This window comes from Psychrobacter sp. UBA3480 (assembly GCF_002377945.1).
In the GTDB taxonomy this organism is placed as follows: domain Bacteria; phylum Pseudomonadota; class Gammaproteobacteria; order Pseudomonadales; family Moraxellaceae; genus Psychrobacter.
Map to the genome: position 1 here is coordinate 31,130 of NZ_DFQV01000011.1, position 25,035 is coordinate 56,164.

The following is a 25,035-nucleotide window of genomic DNA, read 5'->3' on the forward strand; positions in this document are numbered from 1 at the left end:
CGGTTATGAGCAGTTATACAGGACGATCAGACTTCCTAAAGCACCATTTATTATGGTTTTTAAACGATAGTTATGGAGTTATTATGAACCCAGTAGACCAGTTTACCCCGCAAGAGCCGATCTTGTTTAATCCTGTTGATATGCTGTCGCCTGAGTATCTCGCCCAGTCAGCAGAAGCGCTAAATAAGCGTATTTCGCCGTTATATAGCGCCGATGAAGAACGTTGGTTGTCTGAGTTATTGCCACTTGCCAAACCCAGTATAGAAGAACGCGATGCTGCTGCTGAGCAAACGCGCAAACTGGTCGAGCACGTACGTAATGATGGCAAAGCCGTCAAAATGGTCGACTCATTATTGCTTGAGTATAGCCTTGATACCCAAGAAGGTATCTTGCTAATGAGCTTGGCAGAAGCCTTGATTCGTGTGCCAGACAACTATACAGCTGATGCGTTGATTCATGACAAAATGAGCGTGGCTGACTGGAAAAAGCACATCAAAAATGACAATGGTTTTATGGTCAATGCCTCTACTTGGGGTATGATGATGACGGGCCGTGTTGTCAGTATCGATAGCAGCACCACTGCATCAGGGTTTTTGGATCGTATGACCAAAAAGATGGGCGAGCCTGTCATTCGTAGTGCGATGCAAAAAGCCATGCGTATCATGGGTCATCAGTTTGTATTGGGCGAGACCATTGAGGACGCCAATAAAAACAGCCAGCCATATCGCAATAGAGGCTATACCTATTCATTTGATATGTTAGGTGAAGCGGCCATCACGCACAAAGACGCAGAAAAATACTTCAACGACTATCTACATGCGATCAGAGCCACGGCCAACGTAAAAGTCAAAGAAGGCATGCCAAAACCGTCAGTGTCTATCAAATTATCAGCACTGCATCCTCGCTATGAAGCGACACAAGAAGCGCAAGTAATGGGCTTATTGCGTCAGCGTTGTTTGCTACTGATTGAAGCAGCACGTGAAGTCAATGTCGATATCAGTATTGATGCTGAAGAAGCAGATCGCCTTGAGATTTCTTTAAAACTTTTTGAGTCTTTGTACCGCGATAATTTAACGGCGGGCTGGGATGGTTTAGGTATCGTTGTACAAGGGTACTCTAAACGCGCTATCGCTGTATTAGCGTGGCTGGCTCGTTTGTCGTCTGAGGTCGGTGACCGTATTCCAGTACGTCTGGTAAAAGGCGCTTATTGGGATACTGAGATCAAGCTTGCTCAGCAAAAAGGTCTATCAGGCTATCCAGTTTGGACACGTAAAGAAGGTACGGATACTGCATACCTTGCTTGTGCGCGCTTCTTATTGTCAGACCATCTGCGCGGCCTAATCTGGCCACAGTTTGCGACGCATAATGCACATACATTGTCATCAATCATGACCATGAGTGCACATAGAGACTTTGAATTCCAACGTCTGCACGGCATGGGCGATGCGCTTTATGATCATATTTTGCAAGCTTATGAGATTCCTGTACGTATCTATGCGCCAGTGGGTGCGCATAAAGACTTGCTACCGTACTTGGTACGCCGCTTATTAGAGAACGGTGCCAACAGCTCGTTTGTTCATCAGTTGCTAGACAAGTCTTACCCAATCGAAAAGTTAACAGTGCATCCATACGACAAGCTGCTTGGTAATGCAACATTGCACAATCCAGACATTCCGTTACCGTTAGAGATTTACGGTGAACGCCGTGCAAGTTTTGGCCCTAATATCTTTGTAGAGTCACAATGGCTGCCGTTCAAATTAGCTATTGATAGCCATCTACACAAAACATGGTCAGCAACCTCTATCATTAATGGTAAAGCTGTTGATACCTATGAAGTAGATGGTCAAACGAATCAGCTTGATACGCAGACTGTACTTGCGCCTTGGAATCATGAAGTTAGTGCTGGTAAAGTAACTTATGCTAACGCTGAAGTGGCTCGCCAAGCGATTGACGTTGCTGTTGCTGGTCAAGATGTATGGAAAAATGTACCAGCTGCTAAGCGTGCTGAGATATTACGTAAGATCGCTGAGCTATACGAAGAAAACTACGCTGAACTAATGGCACTATGCCAAGTTGAAGCGGGTAAAACCATGCAAGATGGCATCGATGAAATCAAAGAAGCCGTTGATTTCTGTCGTTTCTATGCTGACGAAGCAGAGCGTCTAGATGATGTCGTACATGAGTTCACAGACTTGGCTGGTAAGCAGTCTCGTCAAGTGTATAAAGCACGTGGCACTTTCGTTTGTATCAGTCCATGGAACTTCCCATTGGCTATCTATACGGGACAGATTGTAGCTGCACTTGCTGCAGGTAACACCGTAGTAGCAAAACCTGCTGAACAAACCAGTTTGGTAGCTCATTTTGGTGCCCAGTTGATGTATCAAGCGGGTATACCTGCAGAAGCATTGCAATTGGTCATTGGTGCAGGCGACGTAGGTGGTGCTTTGACGGCTGCTGATAATATCGCAGGTGTGATATTTACCGGTTCGACTCAAACAGCCCAACGTATCAACCAAAGCTTAAATGATCATGCACAAGCTAGCGGTGAATTGCCTGTCTTTATCGCTGAGACTGGCGGTCAAAATGCGATGATCGTTGACTCAACGGCACTGCCAGAGCAAGTCGTTAGAGATGCGGTACTATCAGCATTTGGTTCAGCAGGTCAGCGTTGTTCAGCTTGTCGCATATTGTGTGTACAAGAAGAGATGGCGGATGATTTAATCGAGCTATTGCAAGGTAATATGGCTGAGCTGTCTGTAGGTAATCCTCTATATGCTGCCACAGATGTAGGTCCAGTGATTGATGCTGATGCTAAGCATGGTTTAGAGGCGCACATCGAACGTATGAGTGCTGAGCCGACTGCTACCATTTTGGCACAGACGCCGATGAGCTCAAGCTCAGTCGTCAGTCAAGAAAAGTCTACCTTTGTATTGCCAACCGCAATCGAAGTGAAGAGCATTGATGTGATCGGTGGTGAGCACTTTGGTCCAATTCTACACGTACTGCGTTATCAAGCGCGTGATTTGAATAAGCTGATTGATGCCATTAACAACACAGGCTTTGGTTTGACGTTAGGTATCCATAGCCGTATCGAAAATACTGTTGAGCACATTGAGCGCCGTGCCTTTGTCGGTAACACTTACATCAACCGTAACCAAATCGGCGCGGTCGTAAACGTACAGCCATTTGGTGGTTGTGGTCTATCAGGTACTGGTCCTAAAGCTGGTGGCCCGCACTATGTCGCGCGTCTCATGCAACTTAGCTCAGAAGCAGTCAACGCTGAACAGTCAGCTGCTCATATGACAGCGACCGAAACCCAAACTACCACTCAAACAGAACTCGCATAAGGAGTAGCAACATGGCGACTGAATTCAAAAAAAATCATGCCCAGGTTTGTGAATCTTGGCGATTACTCGGCGCAGTCAATCGCGCAACGTATCTACAAGCAGCCATTCCAAAACTGGCATTGCTCACTGGTGATGCCAATAAAGCAAAGCGTTTATTCAACCATTTGTTGAGCGCTGCGCCTAGCTTGGATGAGATGCATCGTATGACAGGGGCAACAGGCGAGTCCAATGACTTGTATGTGACTGGTCGTGGTAAGACGATGGTCATCGGCGGCGAAACTGCTAGAGCCATGGCAGTATTAGGTCAGCTTATCGCGGCACTCCTAACAGGTAATGAAGTTATATTGCATTGCCCAAGCCAAGATGAGATGTGTAATGAAGCTGCTAAGATACTGCACGACACAGGTATCAGCGAAGATGTATTAAGTGTGGCTAACGATTCGCAAACGGTCACGCTTTTATACATCGATCGTCTAGCACAAGTGGCTGTCTCTGGTAGCCGCAGCGAGGTGCAAGCTATTAGTCAAGAGCTTGCCAATACTGACGGTATTTTGACACAGGTTATCAGTGTCACTGATATGGAAGGCTTGTCAGAAATGCTAACGCCTGACTACCTGCATCGCTTTGTCACTGAGCGAGTCAAGACTATCAACACCACAGCAATCGGTGGTAACGCGAGCTTGCTTGAGCTTGGTACAGAGTAGAAGAACTGCATTAATTACGAATCCGCTTAGCTTTTATATTGACTTCCATAAAGACTAAGCGGTGTTTGGTAGCGCTATAAATGCCAAACTAGTAATTGCAAAAAATGTATAAGAAAAAACCGCTATCTGAATAATTATCAGATAGCGGTTTTTTTATTTATGCTGTTTAACTGAAGCCTGATGACAGGATGTTATTCAGAAATATCAACCCATACCCAGCCATTCTCTAGCCATTCGCTCAAGTCATCTGCATCAACATCGGTGACATCGCTATGTTGTAATGCTTCACCATTGGCTAAGCGTAATAGTACTGCTATCGCAGTTTCATCGAGCCCATCGATACGTTGACCATTGGCGTACAGCACGGTGCCATCAGTGGTCTGGCTATAGAGTAGGCGGTTGCTATAGTCCGCCTGCAATGTGGCCCCTTCTGATAGCGCTTGCATAAGCTCATCGGTATCTAACGTTTCTTCTGGCATCAGCGCATCATATTGGCGCTTACTAACCACTTCAGAGACTGCTTGGCGAATCATATCATCACCGCGATCGGATTGTAGCATTTCTAGCAATTGTGCCTTGATAGCCGCAATACTATCTGCTTGCAATTCACCTGACGCTTGTAGCGCTTGCGGTAGTAGCATCGGGATAAATAGCTTACTGTCGTTAGTCGCAATATCGGCCACGCTATCAATGATTTGCATCAGGTTTGGACGGCGGCAACCAAACGAGAAAGTCAAACAGTCATTTTGTGCCACACCGAAATGTGATAATTTCGGCGGTACATAAAGGACATCACCCGCTTCTAGTATCTCATCAAAGATCAGTTCGCCCATGTCGTCAAATAAACGAAGCGGCTCATCAGCAACAAACTCTGTCTGGTCATCACAAAACTTGCCCAACTGCCAACGTCTAGAGCCATAGCCTTGTGCCAAAAATACATCGTAGTCGTCATAATGCTTACCAACCGAACCACCTGCTGGTGCGTAAGATACCATGATGTCATCGCGCTGCCATTGCGGAATGAAGTCAAATGCTTGCCACAACTGACCAAGTTCTGGCGACCATTGCTCAAGATTCTGCACCAATACGGTCCATTGCTCTGGTAGGTTTTCAAAATCCGCTTCATTCAGTGGACTTTTTTTAAGTTGCCACTGTGCCTGACCTTCTTTTTTACTAGCTGCTTGAGTCAGCAGTCTTGCGCTAGCATCTTCTTCAAGTGCAAGACCAATCATGTCATCTGGCTCAAACATGTTAATCAGCTGCGGCAACCCTTGCTTGATAAGCAGTGGCTTCTTTTGCCAGTATTCAGATAAGAATTGCTCAGGCGTAATAGAGTCGGGTAAACAAAGAGGAATAGAAGTCATTGATAAATCCATATTTTGACGGTGTACAAGATTAATAATAAGGGATGCTTTATAGGAAGGTTTTAATAGTTTAAGATTGTCATCTATTTGATATCTATTATTTTGGTGACGTTTATATAGTACATATAAGCAATAACGATTATCAAAACAATAGCTGTCAGCAGAGCATCCACTCAATCGTAGGAACGTTATGAAAAAGCTGCATTTTGTTGTCATCATCGCTAGCGTGTTTTTGCTACAAGCCTGTGTCCATAAAATCGTCACAGTACCCGCAAAAATCGCTTATAAAACTACCAAAGGCGTGGTCAAAGGAACCGTTGCTGTGGGTAAAGCCATCATACCAGGCGACAGTGATGACGATGATGATAAAAAATAAAACCTTACTTATCGACTATGGGTTTTGAATCAAAAGCAATCGAATCAAAACCAATCATAGCGTTCAAAGTAAGGTTACTTTTTATTCAGATACTAGCTATTAAGATAACAACTGAATAAGATAAAAGTGCTAGAAAGGTAGGAGCGAGTAAATAATACTAGGCGCTCCTACCTTTCTAGTTTGATTTCATTACCAGTATGCTCTTATCAGTTATTAAAGCTTGGCAATCCATTCTTTAATAGCGCGTGCTTGCTCAGCGGCATTACCGATATAAGTAGCAGGCGTCAATGCACGTAGACGTTCTTTGTCCGCATCACTAACTGCCGATAGCTCATCGCTTTCTACGAAGGTTAGCATGGCTTCACGAGTCATGGCATTACCACGAGTCAAGGCTTTTAGTTTCTCGTATGGGTTTTCAACACGGTAGCGACGCATGACCGTTTGAATCGGCTCTGCCAATACTTCTTGCGCTTGATTCAAGTCATCATTTAAACGCTGTGCATTTAGCTCAAGTTTGCCCACACCTTTTAGACAAGCATCAAACGCAATCATGCTCTGTGCTAGACCAACACCGATATTACGCAATACCGTTGAGTCCGATAGGTCACGCTGCATACGTGAAATTGGTAGCTTCTCACCCAAATGGGCCAGCATCGCATTGGCAACGCCTAAGTTACCTTCAGAGTTTTCAAAGTCAATTGGATTAACTTTATGTGGCATAGTAGAAGAACCAACTTCACCGTCTTTTAGGCGCTGCTTAAAATAGCCTAAGCTAATATATTGCCAAATATCACGGTTGAAATCGATCAAGATTGTATTGAAGCGCTTAACGGCATCAAACAATTCAGCGATATAGTCGTGTGGCTCGATTTGAGTCGTATAAGGGTTAAACGTTAGCTCTAAACGCTGATTGATAAACGCTTCAGCATGGCTCTGCCAGTCGACATCAGGATACGCTGAAAAATGCGCATTATAATTACCAACGGCGCCGTTGATTTTACCTAATAGCTCTACTTGATTGATTTGCTTGATTTGACGGGCTAGGCGATAGGCTACGTTTGCCATCTCTTTACCAAGTGTCGTTGGACTGGCTGTCTGACCATGTGTACGTGATAACATTGGCTGCTCAGCGTGAGCAATAGATAAGTCAACGATGCTATCAGTCACTTGCTGCATTTTGGCAACGACTAGCTCGCGGCTGTCTTTGAGCATCAATGCATACGATAGGTTATTGATGTCTTCACTGGTACAGGCAAAGTGAATGAACTCAAGTGAGTCAATCAAGGCATCCTGACCACGGAACTTGTCTTTGATAAAGTACTCAACCGCTTTTACATCATGATTGGTCGTCGCTTCAATGTCTTTAATAGCTTGAGCATCTGCTTCGCTAAAGTCATCAACGATTGCATTCAAAAAAGCGTTGGTCTGGTCATCAAATGCTGCTAATTCACCAATTGCGCTGTTGTCAGCTAAAGACTGCAACCAGCGAATCTCTACCGTAACGCGGGCTTTGATTAGACCAAATTCAGATAAATAAGGACGTAAGCTGTCAGCCTTTGATGCGTAACGACCATCAATTGGAGAGAGAGCGGTAAGTGGGGTCATGGTTATGCCTCAGTAGTTATGAAATAAAAAACTGCAAGAGTCTAGATAAAAAATTACCATATAATAAACGACGTCGAAATCGTTGCGCGTAATATAGCAGAAATATGATATTAAAAAAGCGGTCTATGCAAATAAAGCGATGTTGACGTCCGTTAAAATCAATCTATGCACTGCGTCAACATCTGTGCTTTAGGTTGGGTCTTAGGAATCAATTAGAATCCGCAAGGTGCATCGATAGATTCAATCACGCCGCCGCCTAGACATACTTCATCGATATAAAATACCGCTGACTGACCAGGGGTGACAGCGCGCTGTGGCTCATCAAATACCACGCGCACTTCGCTGCCATCAGCATTGGTCGCAAATACGCGACACGCTTGATCTGGCTGGCGATAGCGAGACTTTTCCATACAGGCTAGGCCTTCGTCGCTAAATACATCCGCAGGCGGTAGACCGTCGATCCAATCGAGCTTATAGGCTTTTAGCTCGTTGCTCATTAGCATGGGATGTTCATGCCCTTGACCGACGATTAAACGATTTTTCTCTAAGTCTTTTGCCAATACAAACCATGGTTCTTCAGGACGGTCTTTAACACCGCCAATACCGATGCCGCCACGTTGACCCAATGTGTAATACATGAGGCCATCATGAGTACCGATGACTTTATTATCATCAGTAAGTATCTCGCCTTTTTGAGCAGGCAGATATTGCTGTAAGAAGTCTTTAAAACGGCGCTCACCAATAAAGCAAATACCCGTAGAGTCTTTCTTTTTAGCCGTCGCTAGGTCATGCTCTTCAGCAATCTGACGTACCACTGGCTTTTCAAGCTCACCAACTGGGAATAGTGTTTTGGCGATTTTGTCACCGCCAACCGCATGCAAGAAATAGCTTTGGTCTTTATTGTTATCAAGACCGCGTAAGAGCTGTGCAACCTCGTCACCTTCAGCATTGGTATAGTTCACACTGCGACGCGTATAGTGACCTGTAGCGATATAATCTGCACCAAGGGTCAATGCATAGTCCAAAAACGCCTTAAACTTGATTTCTTTATTGCACAAGATATCAGGGTTTGGGGTGCGTCCTGCTTTATATTCTGCCAAAAAGTGCTCGAATACGCGATCCCAGTATTCCATAGCAAAGTTGGCCGTGTGCAGCTTCATACCGATTTTGTCACATACGGCTTGCGCGTCTGCTAAATCATCCATTGCTGTACAGTATTCAGTGCCATCATCTTCTTCCCAGTTCTTCATAAACAAGCCTTCGACCTTGAAGCCTGCCTGTTGAAGTAATACGGCTGATACAGAAGAATCGACCCCGCCTGACATACCGACGATCACATGCTTGGTGCTAGGATTTTCAACATCAGCAAGTGTTAAAGGGCGATGAGCATTAAAAGACTCAGAAACGGTTGTGCTTGAGGTATTTTGTATGGCTGACATAAAACGGCTCAACTATTTATACGTTATCCAAAGTACATGCCGACGCCAAGTGTTATGCAATCACTACAATACGTAGTCTCAGCACAACAACGTCAGCTTGTCTTTTGGATCTGGTATTATGATAAAATAAACGTCATATTATACCAGTTAATTGAAACTGGTGGCGACCGATGGTGTCTGGCTACTAGTAAAACCGCTTTGAAAATTCAGATAGTGGTTTTGAATTATTTTAATCACCTTTAACTCATCTTGGAATAATAATGATAAAAATTGGTCAAGGTATCGATGTTCATGCTTTTCATAATAATGGTCAGCAGCAACAATATGTCATCCTAGCGGGCGTGCCTATTGAGCATACTCACAGTTTGCTCGCACACTCTGATGGGGATGTGGTCTTGCATGCATTGGCTGACGCGCTACTTGGTGCATTGGCGCTTGGTGATATCGGGCAGCATTTCCCCGATACCGATGCGGCACATGCTGGATTGGATTCACGAGTACTGCTGCGTTATGTTTATAGTAAAGTGCAAGAGGCTGGTTACAGCCTAGGCAATGCTGATATTACCGTAATGTGTGAACGTCCAAAGTTAGCGCCGCATAATCTAGCCATGCGCGCCAATATCGCTAGTGACCTGCAAACGGATATTAGCAATATCAGTGTGAAAGCCACCACAACTGAAAAATTGGGATTTACGGGTCGTCAAGAGGGCATCATGGCCAATGCCGTGGTATTATTAGTCCCTAATGCTATCGAACCTACATAGATCGCAATTCGTGCTTGTAATACAGCGGCAGTCGCCCCATGTATCAGCCACGTCTTTACACAATTATTTTATATAAATAATCATTTTAATGAACCGCTTTATCAATAGGAGCTTTTATGAGTGAGCAAACCCCAAACACTGCTGCAAACGACGTTGAACAATTGATCCGTGATCAAATCCGTGACAATAAAGTTATTATCTACATGAAAGGCACACCGCAATTTCCACAGTGTGGCTTTTCAGCGCGCTCTATCGAAGTGTTGACTCAGATTGGTCGTCCATTTGCGTTTGTAAATATTTTAGAAAACCCAGAAATCCGTGCAACGTTGCCAAAAATTGCGAACTGGCCAACGTTCCCGCAATTATGGATTGATGGCGAGTTAATGGGTGGATCAGACATCATCTTACAGATGTATCAATCAGGCGAGCTAAAGCCATTGGTTGAAGCAAACAGCCCTGCTGCTTAAGACTTGAAAGTGTGAATTGGATGTCTTTGATGTCTAATTAGCCTTTGCAAGACACAAGTACAGCAAACCCAGATAGTCATTTGATGGCTATTTGGGTTTTTTTATTGTCGCTATTAATATCGTTAGTACCGTATTTATTATTGTCCCCATTAGTATTTCCGCGCGCCTATGTCATTAGGTTTCGTTGTTTTTATAGGATTTACCCCCATATAGTGTCCAAGATACCAGCGATATAAATAATAATTATCAGATGAGTAAGAGAGCTTTATGAATAACCAAACCAGCGAACAGTTAAATGAGCAAAAAGAAGCGGCTGAGCAGGCGGCGATTGAAAAACGCCGTGAACGTCTAAAAAACGAATCGACACGCATTATTGAGATTGCTAATAATGAGTCATACTCAGCACTTAAATGTATTCATCAGCTTAGTGTGGCAGGCGGTGCAACTGAAGCGACGTATGTGGCTATCGAGCAGCGCATCGTTGTAGACCAAGATCCTGCAGGTGCTTATCATTTGGCACTTTTAGCACAGAACACACCAGATTTGCCTATCGATGCTCGTCAGCTTATCGAGTTGGTAGTCAACAAGGGTGATAACCATCAACGCTTGGCATTGCTTAAAAACTTACCGTTACCGCCAGTTGATCTCATCAAAGAGCAGATTTTAGCCAGTGATGATGGTGAGGCAATTGGTCAAATGAACGCCTATCTACAGATCAATCCAGAAGGGTATGGTAGTCATCATATGCTGTCTAGTGGGCAATCAGATCAGATCGTACCGCTTAGCCCTGGCAATAATAACCAAAATAATAATCAAAACAGTAACTAGTAAGGCGACAACTAGCAAGACAGTAACTAGAGTAGAGAACTTTTCGCTTAATTTTAATAGTTTTTGTTCTAACGTTTTTTAAGTAACAAAAAATTGTTATAATTATGGGTTATTCAGGGCGTGTCCTTAATCTGAACAAAAGCATCTGAATGGGCTAAAAATGGTTAAATATTGCCAAACTATGTCAAATAGCTGGTTAATATCCTGATATTATCTGCGCTACTTTCCTTGTTTGACTGCAATTTACCTCATTTTTATCACCATTTTCAAAATAAGAACACGCCCTAACCAATTATGAACGACTTATCTGAGTCGTTATCTTCTTATAAATTCGACTGACGTTTATTTGCTGCCTGTTTTCTTATTTGAACATAGGATATGGCAATTAGCAGCGTTATGAGTCAAGTGAGGCACACATGCAATACCCAAAACATTACGACGTGATAGTGATCGGCGGTGGTCATGCTGGTACAGAAGCTGCTCTGGCGGCTGCACGTATGGGCGCACAGACCTTATTGTTGACGCATAATATTGAGACGCTCGGGCAGATGAGTTGTAACCCTGCGATTGGTGGTATCGGTAAATCGCATCTGGTGCGTGAGATTGATGCGTTGGGCGGTGCAATGGCGCTGGCAACGGACAAGGCTGGTATTCAGTTCCGCGTACTAAACAGTCGTAAAGGGGCTGCTGTTCGTGCCACGCGTGCGCAAGCAGACCGTATCTTGTACAAAGCGGCTATCCGCCATACGCTAGAAAACCAGCCAAACCTAGATATATTCCAGCAAGCCGCTGATGATATCTTGGTCGAAAACGGTCGTGCGACGGCAGTAGTTACTTCTACAGGTATTATCTTTAAGACCGAAACAGTGGTACTGACCTCAGGTACTTTCTTAGGCGGCGTCATTCATATTGGTATGGAGAACTCAAATGGTGGCCGTGCAGGGGATCAGCCTTCTATCAAGTTGGCAGATCGTTTGCGTGAGCTTAAGCTGCCAGTTGGTCGTCTAAAAACGGGTACGCCAGCTCGTATCGATGCGCGTAGTGTTGATTTCAGTGTAATGACGGTGCAGCCAGGTGATACGCCATTGCCAGTAATGAGCTATATGGGTGATGTTTCTATGCATCCTGAGCAGGTCAATTGCTATATCACGCATACCAATGCGCGTACTCATGACATCATTCGTGAAAACCTTGACCGTTCGCCAATGTTCTCTGGCAAAATCGAAGGCGTAGGCCCGCGTTATTGCCCATCTATCGAAGATAAGATTCATCGTTTTGCGGATAAAGACAGCCATCAGATCTTTATCGAGCCAGAAGGTCTGACTACGCATGAGCTATATCCAAATGGTATCTCAACCAGTTTGCCATTTGATGTGCAGTTAGACTTTATTCATAGTATGAAAGGCTTAGAAAACGCCCATATTACTCGTCCAGGTTATGCGATTGAGTATGATTACTTTGATCCACAAAACCTAAAGCCAACGCTTGAAACCAAGTCGATTGATCGTCTGTACTTTGCGGGTCAGATCAACGGTACGACAGGCTATGAAGAAGCGGGCGTACAAGGTTTGCTTGCCGGTACCAATGCGGCATTGGTCACTACCAACAATAGCGAGTTTGACACATGGACACCGCGCCGCGATGAAGCGTATCTCGGTGTGCTTGTCGATGACTTGATTACCCACGGTACTACCGAGCCTTATCGTATGTTTACGAGCCGTGCAGAATATCGCTTGCTCTTACGTGAAGACAATGCCGATCAACGTTTGACTGAGACTGGTCGTAAGCTAGGTCTAGTAGACGATGTACGCTGGCAGGCCTATCAAGAAAAAATGGAAGCCATCGCGACAGAAACCTCACGCCTAAAAGATATGTGGGCCACGCCTGCTAATGCTTTAGGTAAGCAAGTGACTGAGCAAACAGGTGAAGTGCTGTCTAAAGAGTCGACTGCCTTTGATTTGCTAAAGCGTCCGCAAATACATTTTGCTGATATCGCGGCTATCACGGACTCAACCGTTGATGCACAAGTGGGCGAGCAGATAGAGATTTCTGTCAAATATGCCGGCTATATCGATCGTCAACAAGAAGATATCGACCAAATGAAGCGACTAGAAAATACGGCGCTACCGTTAGATTTTGATTATAGTATCGTGTCAGGTCTATCAAACGAGATAGTACAGAAACTTACGCAAGTTCGTCCTGCGACGCTAGCTCAAGCGGGACGCGTAAGCGGTGTAACCCCTGCTGCCATTCAGTTATTGGCGATGACAGTTAAAAAGCATAAAAAAGTAAAAGCTGCATTGGACTCATAATAGCTATGCAATAAAGCCTTTTATTATAAAGCACTTATCGTATAAAAAGCCCGTAACGATATTTCGTTACGGGCTTTTGTTTGCCAAAAAAACGATCGATTTTGAAAGAAAATCATATGTAACCTTGTCCTACTTGCTACTTTGTCTCTATACTAGGTCAGTAAATTTTCTTACTACTTGTTAATTTTTCTCGATGATGTCCATATATTCATGGGCTTGTCACCGAACTGAGTCTACTTATGATTGATGCTATTGTTTTTGCTATTACCATTGTCTTACCCAACCTTTTCTTAATGTGGTTGGGTTTTTTTATGCAACGACGCGGTGAAGCAAGCCAAACTTTTATCGATCAGGCATCAAGTTTTGTCTTTAATTATTGCTTGCCGTGTTTATTGTTTTTTAGTGTGGTTGATAGCGACGTCGATTATGGTAAGCAAATTACGCTTATCCTTGTTGGTATCTTGGTGACGTTTATATTATTTATTGGCGCAGAGTTTTACGCCAAACGCTTCGTCAAGCGTCCTGAAGACCAAGGCGTGTTTGTACAAGGCGTATTCCGTAGCAACATGGCCATCATTGGCCTTGCAACCGTAGCCAACGCTTACGGCGCACAAGGATTAAGTATCGGTGCTGTCTATATGGGCGTGGTAACGATACTGTTTAATATCTTGGCAGTCATTACCTTGAGCCGCGTATCCAAAAGCGTGGATGACACATGGGTTAGTCGCGGTACGATGATTGTGAAAAAGTTACTGACCAATCCTTTGATTTTGGCACTGGTTGGGGCGTTCGTCTATAAGGCACTACCATTACCGCCACTCACTGGTGTGATTCATACGACTGGCGACTTATTAGCAGCGGTGGCTCTGCCGTTAGCACTGATCTGTGCGGGTGCTAGTATTAACCTAAAGTCTATGTTGCATCCTTCGGGCTTATCCATGCAAGCAAGCATTGGGCGAATTGTCATTGCACCATTAATTGCTATCGCTGTTGGGCTCGGATTTGGGCTATCAGGCGTGCATATGGGGGTGTTGTTTTTGATGGTCGCATCACCAACAGCTGCAGCCAGCTATGTCATGGCAAAAGCAATGGGTGGCAATGATGTACTCGCTGCCAATATACTTGCCTTTACTACCGTTGTCGGCATGTTTGGTATGGCGATTGGGGCAGCGTCGTTACGTGCACTTGGGTTAATGTAATGCAGATTTTGTACTATTTTTAAATAAGTAAGTACTTTCGCTTTATCTAACTTTGATAGCCTTAAAAAAGCCCTCTTTTCAAATAAGAAAAGAGGGCTTTTGGTATTAATCTAGCGTTCACTATTACGCTTGTCTTCACGGCGCTGCTTGCGCTTTGGGCTAGTACGGTAGGTCAAATAACCACCAATAGCCATAACTGCAAGAAAGGCGATGATATACATAAATATTGACGAGCCAATCATGAGCGATGCACCGATAATGGGAGTTGCTTCCATGTCAAAAATCCAGTTAAGGTTCATCAATAATTATGCAAGTGTCTCATTTCATTGTAAAGTAAATAAGTTTAGCTCCGGTGTAAGTTCAAGTGAACGGATACGGGCGGCTTGATCATAGATATTGGCCGTCACGATAAGCTCATCTGGCTGATAGGTTGCCAAAAACGCAGCGAGTCTTGGTTTGACCGTGTCGACAGAGCCAATGAATGATACTGACAATGCATTATCTACCATCATTTTCTCTGCTTGACTCCAGATACTGTCCATATCGTGAGTAGGCTTAGGCATTTGACCTGTTTCGCCACGGCGCAGACGTACAAAGCTTTGCTGTGCTGAGGTAAAGTGATACTGCGCGGTCGCATCATCATCAGCCAGCAATAAGTTAGCTGCCAGCATCACATAAGGCTTATCTAGATAGACAGATGGTTTGAACTGTTCACGGTAAGCCTCAGTTGCTTGTCCAAGCATTTGCGGAGCGAAGTGAGAGGCAAACACATAAGGCAGCCCAAAATGTGCAGCCAAGGTCGCACCAAATAGAGAAGAGCCTAATATCCAAATCGGTATGCCTGATTTTGCACCAGGGAATGCCTGTACAGGACTGCCATCTGTATCATTACCTAGGAAATACATCAGCTCTTGCACATCTTGTGGAAAGCGTTCTGCATCTTTCATTTGTCGACGAAGTGCCTGAAACGTCGCACCATCAGTACCAGGTGCACGGCCTAGACCTAAGTCTACACGGTCGCCATATAGTGCCTGCAAAGTACCAAACTGCTCAGCAATCACGAGAGGGGCATGGTTAGGTAGCATAACGCCGCCAGCACCAATACGGATACGACTAGTTTGACTACCGATATGCGATAGTAGTACTGAAGTGGCTGCACTGGCAATACCGGGCATATTGTGATGCTCTGCCATCCAGTAGCGATTTAAGCCTGATTTTTCTGCTTGCTGTGCGGTTTCGACCGTTTGGGCGATGCCTTCAGCGATGGTTTTGCCTTGAGGGACAGGCGCAAGATCTAAAAAAGATAAAGGGATTTTGTTACTCATAAATGTTCCAGTAGTGTGTAAATTATTTTCTACTGATATGCTTATAGACAGTGGTAGTTTCAAGTGCCGCTAGTCACTGTTAATGAATCATAACAAAGCCAGCTAACTCTGTTTTTAAGCTCGCTTAACAATTATTAATCTGTATTTATAAAGGTTGTCGTTGGTCAAAATAAGCGATAAATAAACCATAAGTGAGGTCATAAAAGGATTTAGCAGCATTACACTATGGCATTAAAAAAAGATGGCATTAAAAAAAGCAGGCAACCTAGGTTACCTGCTTGTCTAATTAGTCGATTATAAGATAATGGTTATTTAATTTATCATTATCTTAAGCACCAAGTGCAACATTATTTATCTTGGTCACCAAGCTTATAAGCTAAGACATAATCACCAATGGTTGTTCCAACTGAACCATGACCACCTGCGACCAATACGACCATTTGCTCACCTTTAGAGTTTAAGTAAGTCATTGGCGTGGCTTGACCACCTGCTGGAATACGGACATTCCATAGTACGTCGCCATTTTTCAAGTCATAAGCTCGGAAGTTGTTTTCTGTCGCCGCTGACAAGAACGCGACGCCGCCTTTAGTGATGATAGGTCCACCGATACCAGGTACGCCCAATTCCAGTTTGATAGGAATAGGAGACAAGTCTTGTACCGTACCATTTTTGCGTTGATAAGCGATATCACCTGTGGCTAGATCAGCACCAGCGATTGTGCCCCATGGTGGCTGCTGACAAGGTACGCCTAATGGTGACAAGAAGGGACCCAATTCTACTGCATAATCTGCACCTTCATTGGCATTGACGCCTTGCTCGCCTTTATTGGTTTCTGCATCGCCCAACGTATCTCTAGGAATGAGTTTTGAGGTAAACGCCAAATATGTTGGCATACCGAACATCACGCCATTCTCAGGATCGACTGCAATACCGCCCCAGTTAAAGGTACCAAAGTTACCAGGATAGACCAAGCTACCATTGGTTGATGGTGGGGTATAGCGACCATCATAGTTGAGCTTATTGAACTCAATACGGCACATCATTTGATCAACGAGACTGGCACCCCACATGTCTTTTTCAGTCAGTGGTTCAGGCTCAAAGCTCAAGCCAGAATAAGGCTGAGTTGGCGCTGCGTGCTCTCCCGCTATGAGATAGCCTTGCGGTGCAGGACGCTCCTTAATCGGTACAATAGGCTCGCCCGTTGCGCGGTTCAAGACGTATACATCGCCTTGTTTGGTTGGTACAACCAGCGCAGGCTGTACGCCGTCGGCAGTATCTAGATCAAGTAAGGTTGGCTGAGCAGGCGTGTCCATGTCCCAAAGGTCATGATGGACAAACTGCTGAACCCAGCGCGCTTCACCAGTTTCGATATCTAGAGCGACAACAGACGTTGCATATTTTTCTTCAGCGGCATTTCGATAACTGCCTAGCTGATCCGGCGTACGGTTACCCATAGGGAAATATGCCAATCCAAGCTCTTCGTCGGCAGTAGCGACTGACCATGAATTTGGCGAACTGGTCTTATAAGTTTGGGTTGGATCATTGACATCGAAAGGCGCTGTATTATCAGGATCGCCTGAGTCCCAGTTCCAAAGAAGCTCACCAGTATTGACATCATACGCACGGATCACACCAGATGGCGAGTTAACATCATAGTTATCATTGACAGCACCAGCGACGATAATGGTATCACCCGCGATAACTGGTGGTGACGTAGAATAATAGTAACCTGCTTGATTGAACGGCATGTTATGCATCAAGTCTAGTGCACCATCATCACCAAAATCTTGGCAGCGTTGCCCAGTATTTGGATCGAGTGCATATAGTTTCGCATCAGAAGTTGGGATAAATATCTTGGCATCGCATTGCTTAGATGCGTTTTCAAAGGTATTGCCAGCAATTTTCTGTACTTGCACGGGGCTAGCTGTACTGTTGCTATTCTCTGCTGAATTATTAGCAGCGGTAGAGATAGGGTCAGGACTGGTTGCTTGACCAGCATAATAAGACACACCGCGACAGGTTTGGTGCTGACGTTGTAAGTTTTCCTCTACTTGAGGATCAAACTTCCACAGCGTCTCACCAGAGTCGGCATCTAGCGCTAGTACCCAGTTGTGAGGGGTACATAGGTATAAACCGTTACCGATTTTTAATGGCGTTGCCTGATAAGTGGTCTCACCGACATCGTTAGGCCCTTTGACATCACCTGTTTGGATTTGCCATGCCAGTTCTAAATCTTTGACATTATCGGTATTGATTTTATCTAGAGGCGAGTAGCGCTGACCATAATCAGTACGACCATACGCGCTCCACTCGCCATCTGGCGTTTGCTGACCGTTTGATAATGGGTCACCAAGGTTAGCTGAGGTCTCATCTGAGCTGACGTTTTGCTCGTCATCATTTGCAGCATTCAAATCAAGCTCACCGAGTTTGTCAGTGGCATTATTGGCTAGACTACCAAAAGAGAGTAGTGCACCTACGATTACGCTTACGAGCAGACCCCAATAATACAGAGGGCTTTTCTTAACATTGCTTGTGGTTGGTGTGCTATTTGAAGCTACTTGAGTTTTAGGCCCACGCATTTTGTTGGATACCCATGGCAATAGCATGAGCAAACCGAAGATGAGCGGGAAGCCAACTCGAGGTGCTAGCGCCCACCAATAGAACCCAGATTCCCAAAGTGCCCAAGCCATGGTTGCTACGATAAATAGCGCATATAACCCGTAAGCACTCCAGTGTTTTTTGAACAATAAAAAAGCTGTCGTTAGTATAATAACGCCAGCAATGAGGTAGTAAGGACTACCGCCTAAGGACAATAAATAAGCGCCGCCAATGAGTAGGGGGGCGGCAAAAATTGCCATAATGATCGCTACGAATTTTTCCATGAGCGGTATCACCTGTTTACAGAAGAGCAAGTTAATATGTATTGATATTTAGTCAACTTCATTCGACCAAATATCAATACAAGTGTGAATAATATATAAAAGAAACATTGAATAACGTTCTAGAATCTATTTTATCATCCACAGCTCAGTCTAGTAAGGGTGAGCAAGTCTGAGATACTTTATTTAACAAATGCTCATTAATTTGCAAATTGCTTTTGGCATAGCTCCATGAAAGCGCGACCATATTGACGGATTTCTGCATCATCGCGTACCGCCATCCAACTGGTAAAGCGACCAAAATGATCGACGGGTATGGCAGTCAGGTTTTGATAATGGCTTGGCTCAAATGCCATTTCTGCGATGATACCAATACCTAGGCCCAGACCGACATAGGTGCTGATCACATCGGCATCGAGCGCCGCTAATACGATATCTGGCTCTAGTCCTGCTTCGTCGAACGTCTTGTCAATCGCGCCGCGTCCTGTAAATCCACCGTGATAAGTCACAATCGGATAGCTGGCAAGCGTGGGCAGGTCAATAGACTCTTGACTAGCCAGTTCGTGATCACTCGGTACGATAACGCGATGCGTCCAGTCATAGTAACGATAGCATCTAAGATAATTATTATGTAATAAGGACTCAGTGGCGATACCGATATCGGCTTGACCACGGATGACCATCTGAGCGATGGTCTCAGGATCTGCCTGTTGCAAAATCAAATTCACTTTAGGAAAACGATCTTTGAACTCTTTAACCACTTGCGGCAGTACATAACGCGCTTGTGTGTGAGTGGTGGCTATCGTCAGCGTACCGATGTTTGGATTATTGAAATCTAGACTGAGGTTTTCAATGGTACGGATTTCAGCAAAGATAGACTCGATATGCGGCATAAGCGCTGTGCCCATAGTAGTCAGCCCCGTCAGGCGTTTGCCTTGGCGCACAAATACTTCCGTCTTTAACTGATTTTCTAGCGCAGCAATATGCTTTGATAAGCTTGATTGACTGGTATGTAGCACGGTCGCCGCTTGGCTTAAGTTATAACCGTTAATCACCGTATGCCATACTGTTTCTAGCTGTTTGAGCTGAATCTGCAAATGCCGTTGGTTGACCACTACGTCGATTGCCATAACTTAATCCTATTGTATAAATATACAAACCTCGTCTGTATATGAAAGTAAAAATGTCTGAACATACAGTAATAAAGTAGTGTAAAACAAAGCTATTATTCTTGTATACAATAAATAGCTATCAATTTATGATAATTATGAATATAGAATTTGTATTTTGCAATGCTAAAAAATTATTCGTTCAGTAAATGCTGCTTAGTCAGTGAAACCATTTGACTCAACAACTCATAAAGAACGGTCATTATTGAGCATAAAAAATTAAGTATAAAAAAACAGCTACCTTCTAAAAGATAGCTGTTCGTTGATTATAAAGTTATTTATTACTATTAATATTTACTACTATTAGTTAGTTGATACTGACCAACTTCAAACTTGGTTTATTTTGCAATATCAAAGCGATCTGCATTCATAACCTTGTTCCAAGCGCGGACGAAGTCACGAACGAATTTCTCTAAGTTGTCATCCTGCGCGTATAGCTCAGCATAAGCACGTAATATAGAGTTAGAGCCAAATACCAAGTCTACACGGCTTGCTTGCCATTTGACGTTTCCTGTACCACGTTCACGTACTTCGTAGCTATTAGCAGTATTGTCTGCTGCTTTTACAGGGTGCCATGTGTAGTTCATGTCTGTTAAATTGACAAAGAAGTCGTTGGTAAGTACGCCAGCGCGTTCAGTAAAGACGCCATGTTGGCTCTGACCGTGGTTGGTATCAAGCACTCGCATACCACCAAGCAATACGACCATCTCAGGTGCTGTCAATCCCATCAACTGCGTACGATCAAGCAGCATCTCTTCCGGTGATACCGCATAGTCGCCCTGAATCCAGTTACGATAGCCATCATGTAGTGGTTCTAAATCAGCGAAAGATTCGGCGTCAGTCATTTCAGCGTCAGCATCACCGCGACCTGGATTAAACGGTACAGTAATATCTATACCTGCATCGTTTGCTGCTTGTTCAATAGCGGTGTTACCAGCCAATACAATAAGGTCTGCTAAGCTAACGTCTTTATCAAAGCCAGACTGAATACTGGTCAATGTCTCAAGCACACGCTGTAATTGTTCTGGCTCGTTGCCTGCCCAGTCTTTTTGTGGGGCTAAACGGATGCGTGCACCATTTGCACCGCCGCGATAGTCCGAAGCGCGGAAGGTACGAGCGCTGTCCCATGCTGTAATGATTAATTCACGACGACTAAGGTCACTGTCTAATATTTGCGATTTTAGCGTTGCAATATCATCAGCAGTCAAGTTCGCATTACCTGTAGGAATAGGGTCTTGCCATACAAAGTCTTCGCTTGGTACATCGGCACCTAAGTAACGAGATTTAGGTCCCAAATCGCGGTGAGTCAGTTTGAACCACGCTCTAGCAAACACTTCATCAAAGTATTCTGGGTTGTTATGGAACTTCTCTGAAATCTCACGATAGATAGGATCTTTGCTTAATGCCATATCTGCATCAGTCATGATTGGGTTACGACGGACACTTGGATCATGAGCATCTAACGGACGATCTTCTTCTTTGATATCAGTTGGTTCCCACTGCCATGCGCCCGCTGGACTTTTGGTTAGTGCCCATTCATGGTTCAATAGTAGTTCAAAATAACCATGGTCCCACTGGGTCGGATTGGTGGTCCATGCGCCTTCGATACCACTTGAAACAGTATCGCCTGCATTACCACGACCTTTAGGATTGCGCCAGCCTAGACCTTGCTCTTTAATGTCAGCAGCTTCTGGCTCGTCTTCTAGTATCGTCGCATCACCATTACCATGACATTTACCAACGGTATGTCCACCAGCGGTTAGAGCGACCGTCTCTTCATCGTTCATTGACATACGAGCAAAGGTAGTACGCATATCTTGAGCAGTCTTTAGTGGGTCAGGGTTACCATCGACACCTTCAGGGTTGACATAAATCAAGCCCATTTGTACCGCTGCTAGTGGGTTTTCTAATGATGCACGGTCTTCGTCGCTGTCATAACGGTTTTTGGTAGCGGCTAACCATTCGCGCTCAGAACCCCAGTAGATGTCTTTTTCTGGATGCCAGATATCAGCACGGCCACCAGCAAATCCTAGAGTTTTAAAGCCCATAGATTCATAAGCCATGTTACCTGCCAAAATCATCAAATCAGCCCATGACAATTTATTGCCGTATTTTTTCTTGATTGGCCATAATAGACGACGGGCTTTATCAAGGTTGACGTTATCAGGCCAGCTGTTCAATGGTGCAAAGCGTTGGTTACCAGTATTAGAGCCGCCGCGACCATCAGCACCGCGATACGTACCAGCTGAATGCCAAGCCATACGAATCATCAAACCGCCATAGTGCCCCCAATCCGCTGGCCACCATTCTTGCGACTCAGTCATTAGGTTTTTTAGATCAGTTTTGACCGCTTCTAGATCTAGCTGTTTAAAAGCTTCAGCATAGTCAAAGTCTTCACCCATAGGGTCAGTCTTTTTGTCTTGCTGATGCAATATGTCTAAGTTTAGAGCATTTGGCCACCAATCTGTCGCAGCAGATGCAGTGGTGGTATGCGCTTGATGCATAACAGGACAGCCGCCCATGCTAGGACGCTGAGGCTCGTGCGAGTTATCAACGTTTTCGCTATGGATCGTTGGACCTTGACCATCACCCTGATCATAGGTTGTGTTAGTAGGCGCATTATTATTGTTGCTTTCGTGATCTACAGGACAACGAGCAGCATCTGGGACAGTGTTTTTGTCAGTGGTGTTATTGGTTGAGTCGGACATGGTATAACTCCTAGGCTATGATAATCGAAAGAACAAACCGTGAATCTCGGTAGTCGTTGTTTATGTACAAAGCATAACTAAGCTGAGTAGATTTATAAAACTAATATATAAGAATTATAAGTTTTAAATTACCAATCATAAAAGACTTGATGTTTTGTTTATCTCAATCGTTATTAACGCCTATGCTTATCACCGCCAGTTAAGAGTAAACCAATAGAGTGCACCTAACCAATCAAGCCTGCGTCATTTTTACTACTACCTTTATATTACCTATAAATCATGGCGTTGTCAGACATCTTTCAAAACAGAAATGAGCAATAAAAAAGAGAGCTAAGATAACCTTGGTAAAACACTGCGGTTTTTTGCGTTACGATTAAGAAATGTAAGCGATTGCATATGGCCTGCAATCGCTAAGTTAATGCAAAAACATCTAGTCAAGATAAAGGTTCTCAAGTACCATAACTGGATTTTGTTGTAACGATAATATTAGTGCAACGTAGAGCAATTTTTATCGATCCTTTTGTGTATAACTGATTCTAAAGATTGATAAAAATTGTGCGCGGTTGTGTTCTTTGTCTGAATTGTTGGTGAGTTATTATGTCTGCTGTCAAATCTGTACCGCCCAATCAACCAATTGCCAAAAAGTCATGGGGCGAGGCTACAAAAGCTTATCTCGATCCTCGTGTCATTATTATGCTGTTTTTGGGGTTCTCAGCGGGTATACCTATTCTGCTGATTTTCTCAAGTCTATCGCTATGGCTGAGAGAAGCAGGCATTGATCGTAGTGTCGTCACTATGTTCAGCTGGGCAGCATTGGGTTATTCGTTCAAATTTATTTGGGCGCCATTGATTGATGCGCTCCCTGTACCGTTTTTGACCAAGTGGCTAGGGCGTCGTCGTAGTTGGATGGTGGTATCACAGCTGCTTATCGTGCTGGCAATCTTTTTAATGGCAAGGGTAAATCCTGTTAGCGAAGATGTCTTGGTTTATATGGCAGGCGCGGCCGTGCTGCTTGGGTTCTCTTCTGCGACGCAAGATATCGTGATTGATGCGTACCGTATTGAGCTTGCACCGCCGTCTATGCAGTCTATTCTGTCCTCTATTTATGTGTCAGGCTACCGTATCGGTATGATTGTCGCAGGGGCAGGCGCGTTATATTTGGCTGATTATTTCGGCTCAAATGAGACGTTTTATAGTTATGAAGCATGGCGTAATACTTACTACATCATGGCAGGAGTCATGACTTTAGGGGTATTAACGACGTTTGCCAGTTATGAGCCAACCGCTGAGACCCTGCAAGGTAAAAAGCAAAAGGGTAACTTAAAAGTATTCCTAATTTATTCTGCGTTACTACTTATCCCAGGCCTACTGTTTGGTGTTATTTACCTAATTAATATTTTGATCAATACAGTATTTGATAGCACAGTGGCCTTGATACCACTAATGGTAATGCCAGCGATTAAGTTTTACTTTTTAGCATTGGTCGCGTGCGCGCCATTATTATTACTGTACTTTATTATCAATCAACCAAAAATCATTAACAAAGCCCCGTTGGTCGCTGAAACTCGTGAAGACTACGTCAGACTGGTAGCGTTGTTTGTATTTTCAGTGATTGCCTTTATCGCTGCTTATATATTGATGGGGCAAGTCTTACCAGAGTTCGAAGGCGCTTTTTCTAGCTTCTTTGTAGAAACCTTGCACTTATTAGTAAGTCTAGGCGCGGCGATGGCAGCAGGTTATGCATTGGTACAAGTAGGACTGGTGAAAAAAGAAGTGGCCATGGCAACATGGATCGAGCCTGTTTTAGATTTTTTCCGACGTTATGGTAAAAAAGCCCTGCTGCTATTAGCCTTGATTGGCCTATACCGTATCTCGGATATCGTCGCAGGCGTGATCTCCAACGTCTTTTATCAAGACATGGGCTTTAGCAAAACCGATATCGCCAATGCCGTAAAACTGGTGGGTGTGATTATGGCAATTGCAGGTGGTTTTTTGGGCGGGATTTTGGCTCAGCGCTTCCGTATTATGCACGCCATGATGATTGGCGCGATTTTAGCGTGTGCGACCAACCTGTTGTTTGTGGTATTGACATACAACCCAGGTAGCCTGCCAATCATGTATATGGCAGTGATATTTGATAACTTGGCTGCGGGCCTTGCGAGTGCTGTATTTATCGCTTTCTTATCCGCACTGACATCGATTCGTTTTACTGCTGTACAGTATGCGATTTTTTCCTCATTGATGACGCTGATACCCAAAGTGATGGGTGGTTATTCTGGTGCTATCGTCGATAATATGGGTTATCCGTTTTTCTTTATCTTTACCTTTGCTATCGGTATTCCAATTCTGGCACTGATTTACTTTGTCGATAGACATATTGTCATTGGTGATAACGATGATATTTATGGCGATGACAATAATGATGGCAGCGGTGGTAATGAGATAGGTGACAAACTAAGCAAAACCAATCCTAACCTGACCGATACTAAAGAGCCACCACACGCATCAGAGTAGGCTAAGCAGTATTGTACCTTTATCCATTCACTGTT

The 25,035-nt window shown here is 44.2% G+C and carries 17 protein-coding genes; 9 read left to right on the top strand and 8 right to left on the bottom strand.

Features of this window, described 5'->3' with window-relative positions; genetic code table 11:
* Positions 1-83 precede the first annotated feature (83 nt).
* Entirely contained in the window at positions 84-3,347 is a 3,264-nt protein-coding gene (putA, locus tag B2863_RS04015) for a bifunctional proline dehydrogenase/L-glutamate gamma-semialdehyde dehydrogenase PutA (protein WP_296207680.1), read from the top strand.
* Between the two features lie 11 nt (positions 3,348-3,358).
* Complete coding sequence (locus tag B2863_RS04020; RefSeq protein ID WP_101204808.1) at positions 3,359-4,051, top strand: 1-pyrroline-5-carboxylate dehydrogenase; 693 nt, start codon at positions 3,359-3,361, stop codon at positions 4,049-4,051.
* Positions 4,052-4,242: 191 nt separating this feature from the next.
* Here B2863_RS04020 and B2863_RS04025 read toward each other — a convergent pair whose 3' ends face one another.
* Positions 4,243-5,415 carry a cupin domain-containing protein gene (locus tag B2863_RS04025; RefSeq protein WP_296207682.1) on the bottom strand — a complete coding sequence of 391 codons (1,173 nt, stop codon included), beginning with the start codon at positions 5,413-5,415 and terminating at the stop codon, positions 4,243-4,245.
* A 190-nt stretch (positions 5,416-5,605) separates the two neighbouring features.
* On the opposite strand from B2863_RS04025, the gene B2863_RS04030 reads away from it, so the two are divergent.
* Positions 5,606-5,791 carry an NF038104 family lipoprotein gene (locus tag B2863_RS04030; RefSeq protein WP_057759633.1) on the top strand — a complete coding sequence of 62 codons (186 nt, stop codon included), beginning with the start codon at positions 5,606-5,608 and terminating at the stop codon, positions 5,789-5,791.
* Positions 5,792-6,004: 213 nt separating this feature from the next.
* Here B2863_RS04030 and purB read toward each other — a convergent pair whose 3' ends face one another.
* A complete protein-coding gene (gene purB, locus B2863_RS04035) occupies positions 6,005-7,396 on the bottom strand; it encodes an adenylosuccinate lyase (RefSeq protein ID WP_296207684.1) in 1,392 nt (463 codons plus the stop codon).
* Positions 7,397-7,608: 212 nt separating this feature from the next.
* A complete protein-coding gene (gene mnmA, locus B2863_RS04040; protein WP_201566632.1) occupies positions 7,609-8,835 on the bottom strand; it encodes a tRNA 2-thiouridine(34) synthase MnmA in 1,227 nt (408 codons plus the stop codon).
* A 260-nt stretch (positions 8,836-9,095) separates the two neighbouring features.
* On the opposite strand from mnmA, the gene ispF reads away from it, so the two are divergent.
* From ispF to B2863_RS04065, 5 genes are all read left to right on the top strand, one after another.
* Complete coding sequence (gene ispF / locus B2863_RS04045) at positions 9,096-9,599, top strand: 2-C-methyl-D-erythritol 2,4-cyclodiphosphate synthase (RefSeq protein ID WP_179797303.1); 504 nt, start codon at positions 9,096-9,098, stop codon at positions 9,597-9,599.
* A 116-nt stretch (positions 9,600-9,715) separates the two neighbouring features.
* Complete coding sequence (gene grxD / locus B2863_RS04050) at positions 9,716-10,066, top strand: Grx4 family monothiol glutaredoxin (RefSeq protein WP_057759647.1); 351 nt, start codon at positions 9,716-9,718, stop codon at positions 10,064-10,066.
* 267 nt (positions 10,067-10,333) lie between these two features.
* A complete protein-coding gene (locus B2863_RS04055) occupies positions 10,334-10,894 on the top strand; it encodes a hypothetical protein (protein ID WP_296207693.1) in 561 nt (186 codons plus the stop codon).
* 416 nt (positions 10,895-11,310) lie between these two features.
* Positions 11,311-13,206 (top strand): tRNA uridine-5-carboxymethylaminomethyl(34) synthesis enzyme MnmG, encoded by a 1,896-nt coding sequence (gene mnmG / locus B2863_RS04060; protein ID WP_296207695.1) that lies wholly within the window; start codon positions 11,311-11,313, stop codon positions 13,204-13,206.
* Between the two features lie 239 nt (positions 13,207-13,445).
* Positions 13,446-14,405 (top strand): AEC family transporter, encoded by a 960-nt coding sequence (locus B2863_RS04065; RefSeq protein ID WP_296207697.1) that lies wholly within the window; start codon positions 13,446-13,448, stop codon positions 14,403-14,405.
* A 110-nt stretch (positions 14,406-14,515) separates the two neighbouring features.
* Here the strand turns inward: B2863_RS04065 and B2863_RS04070 are convergent, their stop codons facing one another.
* From B2863_RS04070 to katG, 5 genes are all read right to left on the bottom strand, one after another.
* On the bottom strand, positions 14,516-14,680 hold the full coding sequence (locus tag B2863_RS04070; protein WP_160021934.1) for a hypothetical protein: 165 nt from the start codon (positions 14,678-14,680) through the stop codon (positions 14,516-14,518).
* Positions 14,681-14,728: 48 nt separating this feature from the next.
* Positions 14,729-15,730, bottom strand: coding sequence for an LLM class flavin-dependent oxidoreductase (locus B2863_RS04075; protein WP_296207701.1), 1,002 nt, complete (start codon positions 15,728-15,730; stop codon positions 14,729-14,731).
* Positions 15,731-16,077: 347 nt separating this feature from the next.
* Complete coding sequence (locus B2863_RS04080; RefSeq protein ID WP_296207702.1) at positions 16,078-18,612, bottom strand: membrane-bound PQQ-dependent dehydrogenase, glucose/quinate/shikimate family; 2,535 nt, start codon at positions 18,610-18,612, stop codon at positions 16,078-16,080.
* A gap of 197 nt (positions 18,613-18,809) precedes the next feature.
* Entirely contained in the window at positions 18,810-19,739 is a 930-nt protein-coding gene (locus B2863_RS04085) for a LysR substrate-binding domain-containing protein (protein WP_057759664.1), read from the bottom strand.
* A gap of 377 nt (positions 19,740-20,116) precedes the next feature.
* A complete protein-coding gene (gene katG / locus B2863_RS04090; protein ID WP_296207812.1) occupies positions 20,117-22,300 on the bottom strand; it encodes a catalase/peroxidase HPI in 2,184 nt (727 codons plus the stop codon).
* A gap of 783 nt (positions 22,301-23,083) precedes the next feature.
* Between katG and B2863_RS04095 the strand changes: the two genes are divergently transcribed.
* Complete coding sequence (locus B2863_RS04095) at positions 23,084-25,000, top strand: AmpG family muropeptide MFS transporter (protein WP_296134151.1); 1,917 nt, start codon at positions 23,084-23,086, stop codon at positions 24,998-25,000.
* Positions 25,001-25,035 lie beyond the last annotated feature (35 nt).

What these genes read in the sequence shown, in the direction of transcription:
- B2863_RS04070 (WP_160021934.1), bottom strand. Translation starts at nt 14,680, where the DNA reads ATGGAAGCAACTCCCATTATCGGTGCATCGCTCATGATTGGCTCGTCA.
- B2863_RS04025 (WP_296207682.1), bottom strand. Translation starts at nt 5,415, where the DNA reads ATGACTTCTATTCCTCTTTGTTTACCCGACTCTATTACGCCTGAGCAA.
- B2863_RS04055 (WP_296207693.1), top strand. Translation starts at nt 10,334, where the DNA reads ATGAATAACCAAACCAGCGAACAGTTAAATGAGCAAAAAGAAGCGGCT.
- grxD (WP_057759647.1), top strand. Translation starts at nt 9,716, where the DNA reads ATGAGTGAGCAAACCCCAAACACTGCTGCAAACGACGTTGAACAATTG.
- B2863_RS04085 (WP_057759664.1), bottom strand. Translation starts at nt 19,739, where the DNA reads ATGGCAATCGACGTAGTGGTCAACCAACGGCATTTGCAGATTCAGCTC.
- B2863_RS04065 (WP_296207697.1), top strand. Translation starts at nt 13,446, where the DNA reads ATGATTGATGCTATTGTTTTTGCTATTACCATTGTCTTACCCAACCTT.
- katG (WP_296207812.1), bottom strand. Translation starts at nt 22,300, where the DNA reads ATGGGCGGCTGTCCTGTTATGCATCAAGCGCATACCACCACTGCATCT.
- mnmA (WP_201566632.1), bottom strand. Translation starts at nt 8,835, where the DNA reads ATGTCAGCCATACAAAATACCTCAAGCACAACCGTTTCTGAGTCTTTT.
- B2863_RS04095 (WP_296134151.1), top strand. Translation starts at nt 23,084, where the DNA reads ATGTCTGCTGTCAAATCTGTACCGCCCAATCAACCAATTGCCAAAAAG.
- ispF (WP_179797303.1), top strand. Translation starts at nt 9,096, where the DNA reads ATGATAAAAATTGGTCAAGGTATCGATGTTCATGCTTTTCATAATAAT.
- B2863_RS04080 (WP_296207702.1), bottom strand. Translation starts at nt 18,612, where the DNA reads ATGGAAAAATTCGTAGCGATCATTATGGCAATTTTTGCCGCCCCCCTA.
- B2863_RS04030 (WP_057759633.1), top strand. Translation starts at nt 5,606, where the DNA reads ATGAAAAAGCTGCATTTTGTTGTCATCATCGCTAGCGTGTTTTTGCTA.
- mnmG (WP_296207695.1), top strand. Translation starts at nt 11,311, where the DNA reads ATGCAATACCCAAAACATTACGACGTGATAGTGATCGGCGGTGGTCAT.
- B2863_RS04075 (WP_296207701.1), bottom strand. Translation starts at nt 15,730, where the DNA reads ATGAGTAACAAAATCCCTTTATCTTTTTTAGATCTTGCGCCTGTCCCT.
- putA (WP_296207680.1), top strand. Translation starts at nt 84, where the DNA reads ATGAACCCAGTAGACCAGTTTACCCCGCAAGAGCCGATCTTGTTTAAT.
- B2863_RS04020 (WP_101204808.1), top strand. Translation starts at nt 3,359, where the DNA reads ATGGCGACTGAATTCAAAAAAAATCATGCCCAGGTTTGTGAATCTTGG.
- purB (WP_296207684.1), bottom strand. Translation starts at nt 7,396, where the DNA reads ATGACCCCACTTACCGCTCTCTCTCCAATTGATGGTCGTTACGCATCA.